The 12,640-nt window shown below is 31.0% G+C and carries 12 protein-coding genes; 6 read left to right on the plus strand and 6 right to left on the minus strand.

Annotated elements, in window-relative coordinates:
* Positions 1-152: 152 nt before the first annotated feature.
* Genes hemA through Q0V08_RS07085 form a run of 6 tightly spaced genes read left to right on the plus strand, consistent with a single transcriptional unit; the run spans position 153 to position 6,244 of the window.
* Positions 153-1,148: a glutamyl-tRNA reductase gene (gene hemA / locus Q0V08_RS07060; protein WP_297433359.1), complete on the plus strand. Its 996-nt coding sequence runs from the start codon at positions 153-155 to the stop codon at positions 1,146-1,148.
* On the plus strand, positions 1,148-2,047 hold the full coding sequence (gene hemC / locus Q0V08_RS07065) for a hydroxymethylbilane synthase (protein ID WP_297433361.1): 900 nt from the start codon (positions 1,148-1,150) through the stop codon (positions 2,045-2,047). The genes hemA and hemC overlap by 1 nt, the downstream gene beginning before the upstream one ends.
* On the plus strand, positions 2,040-3,515 hold the full coding sequence (gene cobA, locus Q0V08_RS07070; RefSeq protein ID WP_297433363.1) for a uroporphyrinogen-III C-methyltransferase: 1,476 nt from the start codon (positions 2,040-2,042) through the stop codon (positions 3,513-3,515). The genes hemC and cobA overlap by 8 nt, the downstream gene beginning before the upstream one ends.
* A 1-nt stretch (position 3,516) precedes the next feature.
* Positions 3,517-4,491, plus strand: a complete 975-nt coding sequence (gene hemB, locus Q0V08_RS07075; RefSeq protein ID WP_297433365.1) for a porphobilinogen synthase — start codon at positions 3,517-3,519, stop codon at positions 4,489-4,491.
* Entirely contained in the window at positions 4,492-5,799 is a 1,308-nt protein-coding gene (hemL, locus tag Q0V08_RS07080; RefSeq protein ID WP_297433367.1) for a glutamate-1-semialdehyde 2,1-aminomutase, read from the plus strand. It begins immediately after the preceding gene.
* Positions 5,789-6,244 (plus strand): bifunctional precorrin-2 dehydrogenase/sirohydrochlorin ferrochelatase, encoded by a 456-nt coding sequence (locus Q0V08_RS07085; protein ID WP_297433370.1) that lies wholly within the window; start codon positions 5,789-5,791, stop codon positions 6,242-6,244. The genes hemL and Q0V08_RS07085 overlap by 11 nt, the downstream gene beginning before the upstream one ends.
* A gap of 14 nt (positions 6,245-6,258) precedes the next feature.
* On the opposite strand, the gene Q0V08_RS07090 is transcribed toward Q0V08_RS07085, so the two are convergent.
* The 6 genes from Q0V08_RS07090 to Q0V08_RS07115 all read right to left on the minus strand — a co-directional run bounded on the left by Q0V08_RS07090 (position 6,259) and on the right by Q0V08_RS07115 (position 12,506).
* The gene (locus tag Q0V08_RS07090) at positions 6,259-7,014 is read right to left on the minus strand and encodes a tRNA1(Val) (adenine(37)-N6)-methyltransferase (protein ID WP_297433372.1); all 756 of its coding nucleotides are present in this window, start codon (positions 7,012-7,014) and stop codon (positions 6,259-6,261) included.
* 47 nt (positions 7,015-7,061) lie between these two features.
* Positions 7,062-7,406, minus strand: a complete 345-nt coding sequence (locus tag Q0V08_RS07095) for a DUF1667 domain-containing protein (protein ID WP_297433374.1) — start codon at positions 7,404-7,406, stop codon at positions 7,062-7,064.
* 2 nt (positions 7,407-7,408) lie between these two features.
* Positions 7,409-8,662, minus strand: a complete 1,254-nt coding sequence (locus Q0V08_RS07100) for an FAD-dependent oxidoreductase (RefSeq protein ID WP_297433376.1) — start codon at positions 8,660-8,662, stop codon at positions 7,409-7,411.
* Positions 8,662-10,089, minus strand: coding sequence for an NAD(P)/FAD-dependent oxidoreductase (locus Q0V08_RS07105; protein ID WP_297433377.1), 1,428 nt, complete (start codon positions 10,087-10,089; stop codon positions 8,662-8,664). The genes Q0V08_RS07100 and Q0V08_RS07105 overlap by 1 nt, the downstream gene beginning before the upstream one ends.
* A gap of 140 nt (positions 10,090-10,229) precedes the next feature.
* On the minus strand, positions 10,230-11,723 hold the full coding sequence (glpK, locus tag Q0V08_RS07110) for a glycerol kinase GlpK (RefSeq protein WP_297433379.1): 1,494 nt from the start codon (positions 11,721-11,723) through the stop codon (positions 10,230-10,232).
* A 27-nt stretch (positions 11,724-11,750) separates the two neighbouring features.
* Positions 11,751-12,506 carry an MIP/aquaporin family protein gene (locus Q0V08_RS07115; RefSeq protein ID WP_297433381.1) on the minus strand — a complete coding sequence of 252 codons (756 nt, stop codon included), beginning with the start codon at positions 12,504-12,506 and terminating at the stop codon, positions 11,751-11,753.
* Positions 12,507-12,640: the final 134 nt, after the last annotated feature.

A 12,640-nucleotide genomic window follows, 5' to 3' on the forward strand; every position in this document is an offset into this window, starting at 1 on the left:
TTATTTATATGTACGTTATAATATTTTTTGATGATTTATAGCTTTTTCATTCAAAAATAATATAATTTTTTCGAAAATAGGCTTAAAAATATTAAAAAAAAGTATTATAATATATATATGTAATCAATAAATCGTGGAGAGAAGGAATCTAGATGTATTTTAAACATTTTATTGTTTTTGGAATAAGTCATAAAAACTTGGATTTATGTCAAAGAGAGAATTTTATACAAAATGACCCCACTTCTGTAGTTGAAAGATTATTTAAAGAGAAAAAGATTGTGGGTTATGTTAATTTATCAACCTGCTTAAGAGTAGAGTACTACTTAGATTTAGATAAAAACTATTCCGTGGCAGATTTTCAAAAAGATATAGGATTAAAAGATATTTTTATAAAGCAAGGGCACGATGCTGTGAACTATCTTTTTAGAGTTACTTGTGGTTTTGAATCCGTTATAAAAGGAGAAGATCAAATTTTAGCTCAAATAAAAAAAGCGCAGTTAACTAGTATGGAAAACAAAATATCAAGCTCTAATATTAATGTTATTTTTAATAAAGCGATAGAGTTGGGAAAAAAATTTAGAAATAAAAGTAAAATATGTCATAATGCTTTATCTTTAGAAGCCATATCTTTAAAGTTTATTAAGAATAGGGTTTCAGAGTTAAAAGATAAGAAAATTCTTATTTTAGGAGTAGGAGATTTAGCAAGAGATATAATGGAGCTTATAACAAAAGAGGAATATAAAAGTTTAACGATAACAAATAGAAGTTATCATAAAGCTTTAGAAGTTAGTAATATCTATAATGCTGAAGTAATTAGTTTTGAAAATAAGTTGGAAGAGGTTGCAAAAAGTGATGTAATAATATCAGCAACTTCAGCTCCTCATGCAATTATAAAAAAAGAGGAGATTTTACCATTATTAGACAAAGATAAAGAGTATGTATTTTTAGATTTGGCAGTTCCTAGAGATATAGAAGAGGAACTTAATGAATTAAAAAATATAAATTTATATAATATAGATGATGTTTGGGGAGTATACTACGAAAATTTAGAAAATAGGGAAAATTTATTAACTAAATATGAATATATGCTTGGTGAACAGATGATAAACTTAAAAAAATGGTTTGAATACAAAGAAGGGATAGCATAATGAAAGAAAAAATCGTAATTGGAAGTAGAGGAAGTATATTAGCTTTAGCTCAAAGTGAAATGATAAAAGGAAGATTAGAGAAGAATTTTCCAGAGTTAAAATTTGAAATAAAGGTTATAGTAACAAGTGGAGATAAAGATTTAGTTAGTAACTGGAATAATAGTGATAAATCTCTAAAGAGCTTTTTTACAAAAGAGATTGAACATGAATTATTAGATGGAACTGTAGATTTAGCAGTTCATTCAATGAAAGATATGCCAATAGTTTCACCACCAGGTTTAATTTGTGGAGCAACTCCTGATAGAGAAGATAACAGAGATGTTATTGTATCAAGAAGTGGAAAAAAGTTATTAGAGCTTCCAGAAGGGGCTGTTGTAGGAACTAGTTCATTAAGAAGAACTATGGGATTAAAAACATTAAGACCTGATTTAGAGATAAAACAATTAAGAGGAAATATTCATACAAGACTTAGAAAATTGGATGAAGGGCAATATGATGCGATTCTTTTAGCAGCTGCAGGATTAAAAAGAGTTGGATTAAGAGATAGAATAACAGAAGAGTTAGATTATGATTTAATGATGCCAGCCCCAGCTCAAGGAGCACTTCATATTCAATGTAGAGAAAATGATGAGTTTGTAAAAAATATTTTAAAATCTATTCATAATCCAGAGATAGAAAAAATTGTAGAGATAGAGAGAGAGTTTTCTAAGATATTTGATGGAGGATGCCATACACCTATGGGATGTACAGGGGAAAAATTTGATGGTAAGGTTTTTTTAAGAGGTGTGTACTGCCAAGACGATATTATGTATAAAGCGGAAGTATTAGAAGATGAGGTATTAGGAAAAGAGATAGCACATAAATTAGCTGCAAAAATAAGGGAGAAAATAAATGGTTAATAATAAAATGGGGAAAGTTTACATAATAGGAGCAGGTTGTGGAAATATAGATCTTTTAACTTTGAAAGGAAAGAGATGTATAGAGGAAGCGGACTGTGTAGTGTATGATAGATTAATAGATCCAAAAGTGTTGAAGTTAGCTAAAGCAGATGCAGAGATGATCTACTTAGGGAAAGGCAATACTGAAGGTGGAGTAATTCAAGATGAAATAAATAAAACGCTGGCTAAAAAAGCTTTAGAAGGTAAAGTTGTAGCGAGAGTAAAAGGCGGGGACCCTTTTGTTTTTGGAAGAGGTGGAGAAGAGATAGAGGAAATAGTTAAGTACTCTATTCCTTTTGAAATTATACCTGGAATAAGTTCTTCAATAGCTGTACCAGAGTATGCAGGAATTCCAGTTACGCATAGAGGATTAGCAAGATCATTCCATGTATTTACAGGACACACAATGGAAAATGGAGAATGGCATGATTTTTCTACTATAGCTAAATTAGATGGAACTTTAGTATTTTTAATGGGAATTAAAAACTTAGATTTAATAACAGGTGATCTAATAAAAAATGGTAAAAATCCTAAAACTCCAGTAGCGGTAATAGAAAAGGGAACAAGTGAAAACCAAAGAGTAACTGTTGGAACTTTAGAAGATATTGTAGAAAAAGCTAAATCTGAAAAGATTGTTCCACCTGCTATAACAATAATTGGTGATGTTGTAAACATGAGAGAAACTTTTAAATGGTTTGAAAATCAACCTCTTTCTGGAAAAAAAGTGTTAGTGACAAGAGATACTAATCAATCACAAGAGTTTAGTGAAAAATTAAGAATACAAGGAGCTACTGTAAGAGAGTTACCTTTTATAAAAATAGAAAATGCTTATGACTTTGATGAAAAAGATTTAAAAGATTATAGTGCTCTTTTATTTAATTCTCCAAACGGTGTAAAATATTTTATGGAAAATATAAAGGATATAAGATCTTTAGGTCATTTAAAAATTGGTGTTGTTGGAGCTAAAACAGATGAATTATTAAGAAATTATAAAATAATTCCAGACTTTATACCAGAAAAATATATGGGAACAGAGTTAGCAAAAGAAGTGCAAAATTATACAAAGGAAAATGATAAGGTATTATTTGTAACTTCAGATATATCTCCTGCTAACTGTAAAAAATGGAGTGAAGAATACAATAGGAAATTTGAAAAATTAGTAGTATATAAAACTGGAAAACATATATATTCTAAAGATGAAGTAGAAAAAGTATTAACTGATATAGAATATATAACTTTTTTAAGTTCATCAACAGTTGAAGCATTTAATGAGAGCATCCAAGGAGATTTAAAATTAATAGAAGATAAAAAAATTGTGTCAATAGGACCAGTTACTACAAAAACTTTAAATGACTTAGGGTACAGTGTAGCTTTGGAAGCAAAAGTTTTTGATGTTGATGGAGTGATTGCAGTAATAGGAGAGAAATAATATGTTTAATAGAACTAGAAGATTAAGAAGTTCTCAGGTTATGAGAAATTTAGTGAAAAATATAGATTTTACTTTAGATAATCTAATCTATCCCCTATTTATAGAAGAGGGAGAAAATATAAAAGTTGAAATTCCATCGATGAAGGGACAGTATAGAATATCAATAGATAGGTTAGAAGAGGAGTTAGTAGAATTAAATACTTTAGGAATAAAATCATTGCTTTTATTTGGAATTCCTCAAAAGAAAGATCCAGTTGGAAGTGAAGGGTATAATGATAAAGGGATAGTTCAAGAGGCGATAAAATTTATTAAATCTAAATTTCCAGAATTTTTAGTTGTTACAGATGTGTGTCTATGTGAATATACATCTCATGGACATTGTGGAATCTTAAGAGGAGAGGAGTTACTAAATGATGAGACTCTAAAACTTTTACAAAAAGTAGCTCTTTCTCATGCTAAAGCAGGGGCAGATATGGTGGCACCATCAGATATGATGGATGGCAGAATAAAAGCTATAAGAGAGACATTGGATGAAAATGGATTTATAAACTTACCTATTATGGCATATAGTGTGAAATATGCATCAGCTTATTATGGACCATTTAGAGATGCAGCTGATTCAGCTCCAGCATTTGGAGATAGAAAGACGTATCAAATGGATTTTAGAAATTCTAAAGATTATTTGATAGAAGTTGAAAATGATATTTTAGAAGGTGCTGATATAATAATGGTAAAACCTGGAATGCCTTATTTAGATGTAGTTAAAGGAGTAGCGGATGCTATATCAAATCCTGTTGCGATTTATAATGTAAGTGGTGAATATTCTATGGTAAAAGCAGCGGCAGAAAATGGTTGGATAGATGAAGAAAAAATAGTTATGGAAAACATGTATGCTATGAGAAGAGCTGGAGCAGACATTATAATAACATACCATGCTAAAGATATAGCAAAATGGTTAAAAAGAGGTGTAAATTAAGTGAGATATAGTAATTCAGAGAAGATATATGAAAAAGCTGTGAAGATTATACCAGGAGGAGTAAATAGTCCTGTTAGAGCTTTTAAATCAGTTGATAAAACATACCCAATTTTTGTAAACAGAGGAAAAGGATCAAAGATATACGATGAGGATGGAAATGAATATATTGATTATATTTGTTCATGGGGTCCACTTATTTTAGGTCATAATAATGAAAGAGTTTTAAAAGGTGTTAGAGAAGCGATAGAATTAGGAAGTTCGTTTGGACTACCAACTAAAATGGAAGTTGAATTGGCTGAATTAGTATGCAAATGCTATCCATCAATGGACATGATAAGATTTACAACTTCTGGAACTGAAGCAACTATGGCAGCAGTTAGAGTTGCAAGAGCTTTCACAAATAGAAATAAAATATTAAAATTTGAGGGATGTTATCATGGACATTCAGATTCATTATTAGTTAGTTCTGGATCAGGATTATTAACAGATGGATATCAAGATAGTAATGGAATAACAGAGGGAGTACTAAAAGATACATTAGTTGCACCTTTTGGTAATATTCAAAAAGTTAAAGATATTTTGGAAACTAAAGAAGTTGCTTGCTTAATAATGGAGCCAGTACCAGCTAATATGGGACTTATAAATAGCTCGAAAGAGTTTTTACAAGCTATGAGAGAGGTATGTGATGAAACAGGAACTCTTTTAATATTTGATGAGGTAATATCTGGGTTTAGAGTTGCTTTAGGAGGAGCTCAAGAGTATTATGGAATAACTCCAGATATAACAACTTTAGGTAAAATAATAGGTGGAGGTTATCCTGTAGGAGCTTTTGGTGGAAAAAAAGAGATTATGGATATGATTGCACCAGTTGGAAGAGTTTACCATGCAGGAACTCTATCTGGAAATCCTGTTGCTGTTAGAGCGGGATTTGAAATGGTGAGTCATCTATTAGAAAATAGAGAAACTTTATATAAAGAGTTAGAAGAAAAAGTAATATATATGACTGATTCTATAGAGAAAATTGCAAAAAAATATGAAGTATCTATTAAAATAAATAGATTAGGTTCTTTATTTACAATATTTTTCAGTGATTTAGATGAAATAACAGATTTAGAGCATGTTATCAATTCTAATACGACACATTATTCAGTATACTTTAATACATTATTAGATAATGGTATAGTTGCACCGCCATCAAAATATGAAGCCCACTTTGTATCAGTAGCCCATACTAAAGAGGATTTAGATAGAACTTTAGAGGTTATAGATATGGCGTTTAAAAAAATTGGTGAAACTAATGGAAAGTAAAAAATCTTTTTTTCCACTATTTATAGATTTAACTAATAAAAGTTGTTTAGTTGTAGGAGGGGGAAATATAGCTGCAAGAAAGATAAAAAGTCTTGTAGAATATGGTGCTAGAGTGATTGTAGTAGCTCCATTTATACTTCCTGAAATCTTAGAGTTAGATGTGGAGATTGAAAAAAGAGATTTTAAAGCCGGAGATATAAAAGATAAATTTTTAGTTGTCGCAGCAACTAATGATGAAAAGTTAAATGAAATGATAGTAGATTTATGTGAGGATAATAATATACTTGTAAATAATATAACATCAAAAGTGTATATGTCAGCTAGATTTACTGCTCATATAGATAGCGATGACTATCAGATTGCAATTTCAGCAAAAGGGAATCCTAGAGAATCTGTTAAATTAAAAAAAGAGTTAGTAGAGTATCTCAAAAATAGAAAAGACTAGAGACACAAATGTCTCTAGTCTTTTTCTATTTTTAGATCTTGGAAAAGTTCTAAAACCTCTTTTGAATACTTTCCATCCATATCATGAGATATAAATGGTGGAAGAATAGTTAAAGAATCTTTACCATTTCGAATTCCTTCAATTAAAAGAATTTTAGCAGGTTTATCAAGCTTTGAATGGCAAAATTGAACTCTTTTAGGAGAGATACCATATTTTCTCATAGCATCAACAATTTCTAAGAATCGATCAGGCCTATGAACCATTGCAAAATACCCTTTATCTTTTAAAAGTTTAGAAGCTACCCCGATAAGTTGCTCTAAATCAATAGTTATTTCATGACGAGCTAAAGTAAGTTGATCTAAATTATTTAGTTGATTTTCATTTCCATGAAATTTAAAAAATGGTGGGTTTGTTATAACAACATCTTGAGAACCATTTTCAAAATATTTTCTCCAATTTTTCATATCATCATGAATAATACTTATTTGTTCTTGTAAGTTGTTTAGTTCGATATTTCTTTTAGCTAAATTAGCAGAAATTTCTTGAATTTCAATACCAATAATTTTAGCTTTAGTCCTTTGAGATAGAAAAAGAGGTATTGCTCCATTTCCAGTTCCTAAGTCTAGTATTTTATTTGTACCTCTTGTTAGAGATATAAAGTTAGATATTAAAAGTGAATCTAAAGAAAAATTAAAATAATCAGGTCTTTGAATTATTTTTAAATTTTTATTTAATAAATTATTTATAACTTCGTTTTCATTAAGTGTCATTTTGTACCTCCAAAGTTATTATAACAAAAAAGATACAAAATTCAAGTCTAGATATCTCTAGTTAAAACTATATTAGCATCAGTTCCTAAAATATTATTTAAAATAATTGTTCCAATTTTTTGTGGTGATTGGATTTTAATATCTTTTAAAAGTTCCATACATTGGAAAACTAACTCTTTTGGAATAGGCTTATCTGTTTTTACAGGAACCATATGATGAATTCCACCACTTACTCTAACAATAGAAGTCACAACTCTTTTAGGAGCAATAAGCTCCTCTTTACCATAAACTGCTCCTTTAGGACATGAGTTACCAGTAACTTTATAATCATTTTCAATATCTATATTTAAATGACATCCCATAGGACATAAAATACATATCATCTCTTTCATTACTATACCTCCTGTAGTTCAATAACAATATCTTTAGTAATTCTTTTTAATAGGACCTCAGGAAGAAGAACTTTTTCCATTTCCCCAGGAGCTAAGTGGGCTCTTTTAAAGCTAGCTATAATATTATCACCTTCTCTAACTACAATTTTTTTATTTTTATATATATTATTTACTCTCATAAAAATTTCTAATTTGTTTTGTAGATTATCTAGGTTAATAACTTGAGGAACAGTGTAAACAATACCGTTACCATTTTTTATATTAGAAACATTTTCTAATTTACAATTTTCTTCAGCAATATAGCATGCTGCAAATTTTCCTGCTCTTTCTCCCTCTTCACTAACGAAATCTACAAGATCATGAACATGAACAACATTTCCACAGGCAAAAACACCAGGAATACTTGTCTCCATTGAGTTATTAACAATAGGACCATTAGTTCTATTATCTAAAATAACACCAGCTTCCTTAGATAAGTCATTCTCAGGAATAAGTCCAACTGATAAAAGAAGTGTGTCACATTCATATTCTATTTCAGTACCGGGTATAGGTTTTCTATTTTCATCAACTTTAGCAATAATTACTTTTTCAAGTCTATCCTTTCCTTTGATATCAACAACAGTGTGAGATAAAAGAAGTGGAATATTAAAATCATCAAGACATTGAACAATATTTCTATTTAATCCACCAGAAAATGGCATCAATTCTACTACAGCTTCTACTTTAGCACCTTCTAAAGTCATTCTTCTAGCCATAATAAGTCCGATATCTCCACTTCCAAGAATTAGAGCTTTTTTTCCTACCATATATCCTTCCATATTTATATATCTTTGAGCAGCACCAGCTGTGAATATTCCAGAAGGTCTTTCTCCAGGTATAGCAATAGCTCCTCTAGTTCTTTCTCTACATCCCATAGATAAAATTACAGCGCCAGCTTCGATCTCTTGGTAGCCATCTATAGGATTAATCATAGAAACAACTCTATCTTTAGATATATTTAAAACCATAGTTTCTAGTTTAATATCAATAGGGTATTGTTTAACAAATTCAATATATTTTTGAGCATATTCAGGACCAGTTAATTCCTCTTTAAATCTATGAAGTCCAAAACCATTGTGGATACATTGTTGTAAAATACCACCTAGCTCTTTATCTCTTTCTAAAATAACGATATTTTTAGCACCATTTTCATAAGCTGATTTAGCAGCAGCAAGACCAGCAGGACCTCCACCTATAACAACAACATCATATCTCATTATTTTTTCAACTCCTCTATTAGAATATAAGAATTAGCTTTATCTAAGATAACGTCTTTGATATCTTTATTTAACTCTCTAGCAATAATTTCTTGAACTCTAGGTCCACAGAAACCACCTTGACATCTACCAGACCCAGGTCTACATCTTCTTTTAACTGCGTCCATCGTAGTAGCTTTAACAGGTCTATGAATTGCTTCAACTATCTCTCCTTCAGTAATCATTTCACATCTACAAATTATTCTACCAAATCTATTATCCTCTTTAATTTTTTGAGCTTTTTCCTCTGGTGAAAGATGCATGAAAAGAGTGTGTTTTCTAGGCTTAATAAAATCATCTTTTTTTATAAGGTGAGCACCACTATCTTTTAACAAGTCAATAGCTGCTAAAGCAATAGCAGGTGCAGCAGATAATCCAGGTGATTTTATTCCTGCAATATCAAAGAAACCTTTAATAGATGACTCTTCAACAATAAAATCTCCTCTATCTGATTCTGCTCTAATTCCAGCAAATGTTCTAATATTTTCTCTAAAGTTGATATCTTTTATAGAGTGGCTTCCTTTAAATTTAATATAATCAAGTCTATCAGTAGCTGTAGAAACATCGTATCTATTATCAATATCTTGAGCATCAGGTCCGACAAGTAAATTTCCATGAACTGTTGGAGTTACAAGTATTCCTTTTCCAAGCTTAGAAGGACATTGAAAAACAGTTTGATTAACTCTTTTTCCTTGGTTTTTATCTAAGACAAAATACTCGCCTTTTCTTGGAAGTATTTTGAATGATTCAGGTGCAATCATTTTATGAATAATATCAGCGTGAACTCCGGTACAATTAATTACATATTTTCCATGGAAAACTCCAGTATTTGTATGTACATGGAAAATATCATCTACTTTTTCAATATTTTCAACTTGTGTATTTAAAAATAATTCAACACCATTTTCAACAGCGTTATCTATAAGAGCTTCAGCAAATTCCCAAGGTGAAACAATTCCAGCAGAAGCGCAGTGTAGTGCAGCAACGGCTTTTTCATCAACATTTGGTTCGATTTCTCTCAGTTTTTTTTGATTGATAATAGCTAAGCCAGGAACTTTATTTATGATACCTCTGTTATAAAGTACATTAAGATGCTCAATCTCTTCATCATTAAATGCTAAGACAAGAGAACCGTTACGTTTAAAAGGAACAGAAAGTTCATTACATAAATCTTCGTATAAAGAGTTACCTAAAACATTTAATTTAGCCATAAGTGACCCTTCCTTAGCGTCATATCCTCCGTGAACAATTGCACTGTTAGCTTTGGTAGTTTCATTAGCTACATCAGTATCTTTCTCTAAAACTGCAACTTTTAATTGGTATTTAGAAAGCTCTCTAGCGATACCAGTTCCAATAATACCAGCACCAATGATTAAAATATCATACATAAAATACCCTCCTAGTTTTTAATAGCAAAAAAGAGAGCAGAAAAAGGTGGTAATAAATTACCGACACTTTTTTAGCTCTCTTCATCTCTATTGCTAATATTTAATTTTTATCTAATTTAAATATACTACTTTTTTTTTAATTAGTCAAGCTCCCAATTTAAAGATCTTTCAACAGCTCTTTTCCATTTGCTATGTTTTAAATCTCTATCCTCTTCAGTCATAGTAGGAATGAATGTTTTTTCAAGACACCAATTTTGTTTAATCTCATTTTTATCATTCCAGAAACCAACTGCAAGACCAGCAAGATATGCTGCTCCTAAAGCTGTTGTTTCAACAGTAGAAGGTCTGTGAACCTCTTTACCCACAATATCAGATTGGAATTGCATTAAGAAGTTATTAGCAGATGCTCCGCCATCAACTTTTAAAGCTTTTAATTCAATTCCAGAATCCTCTTGCATAGCTTCAAGAACATCTCTAGTTTGATAAGCAATAGATTCTAAAGTTGCTCTAATGATATGATTTTTATTAGCACCTCTAGTTAATCCAACAATAGCACCTCTAGCATACATATCCCAGTGAGGAGTTCCTAAACCAACAAATGCTGGAACAAAGTAAACACCACCATTATCTTTAACTTTACTAGCAAAATATTCAGTATCTTTAGAATCTGTAATTAACTTTAATTCGTCTCTTAGCCATTGAACTGCAGCACCAGCAACAAAGATACTTCCTTCAAGAGCATACTCAACTTTTCCATCTAATCCAATAGCTATAGTAGTTAAAAGACCATTTTTACTTTGGTACATTCTACTACCTGTATTCATAAGCATGAAACAACCAGTTCCATAAGTGTTTTTAGCTTCTCCTTTTTCAAAGCAAGCTTGTCCAAATAAAGCAGCTTGTTGATCTCCAGCAACACCACAAATAGGAACTCTATGTCCACCCTTTCCGCCAAGATTAGCATATCCAAATGTTCCACTTGAATCTTTAACTTCAGGAAGCATAGACTTAGGAATATCTAATTCTTTTAAAAGTTTTTCATCCCAACAAAGATCTTTAATATTATAAATCATAGTTCTAGAAGCATTTGTGTAATCTGTAGCATGTGATTTTCCATTAGTCAATTTCCAAATTAACCATGTATCAACAGTACCAAATAATAATTCTCCTCTTTCAGCTTGTTCTCTAGCACCTTCAACATTGTCTAAAATCCATTTTATTTTAGTTCCTGAGAAATAGGCATCTACAACAAGACCTGTATTATCTCTTATATAATCAGCTAATCCTCTAGCTTTTAAATCATCACAAATATGAGCAGTTCTTCTACACTGCCATACAATTGCATTGTAAACAGGTTTTCCAGTTAGCTTATTCCAAACAATAGTAGTTTCTCTTTGGTTAGTAATTCCTATACCAATAACATCATGTTGAGAAACACCAGATTGTGCGATAGCTTCAGCTAAAACACCACTTTGACTAGCCCAAATCTCCATAGGGTCATGTTCAACCCATCCCTCTTTTGGATAGATTTGTCTAAATTCTTTTTGTGCACTTGCCACAATATTTTGTTGTTCATCAAAAATTATAGCTCTTGAGCTAGTTGTTCCTTGATCTAATGCGATTATATACTTCATAGAAAATCCTCCCTGATTTATTATATTTTAATTGAAAAGAGCTGCAAAAGTAATAGCACCGATAATTCCACCTACAATAGGTCCAGCAATAGGTACCCAAGCGTAAGACCAATCAGAATCACCTTTATTAGCAATAGGTAAAATAGCATGCATAATTCTAGGTCCTAAATCTCTAGCAGGGTTAATTGCATAACCAGTAGGTCCACCCAAACTTAAACCTAAACTCCATACATAAAAACCAGCTAATAATGGTCCTAAAATACCTGTAAATCCTCTAACCATATCGCCGTTTGGCAAAGTAGCAGTGAAAGCTTGGTTGTTAACATGACCAATAGCTAATAGTCCAAAAACAAGCATAAAAGTACCTACAGCTTCTGTTACAAAGTTCCACTTTAAATCTCTGATAGCAGGGCCTGTAGAGAAAGAACCTAAAATAGCTCCAGTATCAGTTGTTTCGTCATAATGTCTTTTGTAAGTAAGATATACAAAAATTTGTCCAAACATAGCTCCTAAAATTTGGGCAACAACATAACCTAAAACAAGGTTAGCTGGGAAAAGACCTGCAACAGCAAATCCAATAGTTAAAGCAGGGTTAAGATGAGCACCACTAATCCATCCTACGCAGTAAGCTCCAGTCATAACAGCTAGACCCCAAGCAGTAGTAATAACAATCCATCCAGAGTTGTTTCCTTTACTTTTGTTTAAAACCACATTTGCAACAACACCATTACCAAGTAAAACAAGAATTGCAGTACCTATAAACTCAGCTACAAAAACATTCATGATATCCTCCCATATTTATTTTTTTTATATTAAAAAAAGCTATTCAAAAAAAGAGAATTTTAAGAAATTCTGTTTAATTGAATAGCTTCTCTAATATCTCTAGCTAAACTAATTTATAATATTTAGTTTTGTTG

Source organism: uncultured Cetobacterium sp., from assembly GCF_947038635.1.
In the GTDB taxonomy this organism is placed as follows: Bacteria; Fusobacteriota; Fusobacteriia; order Fusobacteriales; family Fusobacteriaceae; genus Cetobacterium_A.

Excerpts from the sequence above, each read along its gene's own strand:
- hemA (WP_297433359.1), top strand. The coding sequence starts at position 153 with ATGTATTTTAAACATTTTATTGTTTTTGGAATAAGTCATAAAAACTTG.
- hemC (WP_297433361.1), top strand. The coding sequence starts at position 1,148 with ATGAAAGAAAAAATCGTAATTGGAAGTAGAGGAAGTATATTAGCTTTA.
- cobA (WP_297433363.1), top strand. The coding sequence starts at position 2,040 with ATGGTTAATAATAAAATGGGGAAAGTTTACATAATAGGAGCAGGTTGT.
- hemB (WP_297433365.1), top strand. The coding sequence starts at position 3,517 with ATGTTTAATAGAACTAGAAGATTAAGAAGTTCTCAGGTTATGAGAAAT.
- Q0V08_RS07085 (WP_297433370.1), top strand. The coding sequence starts at position 5,789 with ATGGAAAGTAAAAAATCTTTTTTTCCACTATTTATAGATTTAACTAAT.
- Q0V08_RS07090 (WP_297433372.1), bottom strand. The coding sequence starts at position 7,014 with ATGACACTTAATGAAAACGAAGTTATAAATAATTTATTAAATAAAAAT.
- Q0V08_RS07095 (WP_297433374.1), bottom strand. The coding sequence starts at position 7,406 with ATGAAAGAGATGATATGTATTTTATGTCCTATGGGATGTCATTTAAAT.
- Q0V08_RS07100 (WP_297433376.1), bottom strand. The coding sequence starts at position 8,662 with ATGAGATATGATGTTGTTGTTATAGGTGGAGGTCCTGCTGGTCTTGCT.
- Q0V08_RS07105 (WP_297433377.1), bottom strand. The coding sequence starts at position 10,089 with ATGTATGATATTTTAATCATTGGTGCTGGTATTATTGGAACTGGTATC.
- glpK (WP_297433379.1), bottom strand. The coding sequence starts at position 11,723 with ATGAAGTATATAATCGCATTAGATCAAGGAACAACTAGCTCAAGAGCT.
- Q0V08_RS07115 (WP_297433381.1), bottom strand. The coding sequence starts at position 12,506 with ATGAATGTTTTTGTAGCTGAGTTTATAGGTACTGCAATTCTTGTTTTA.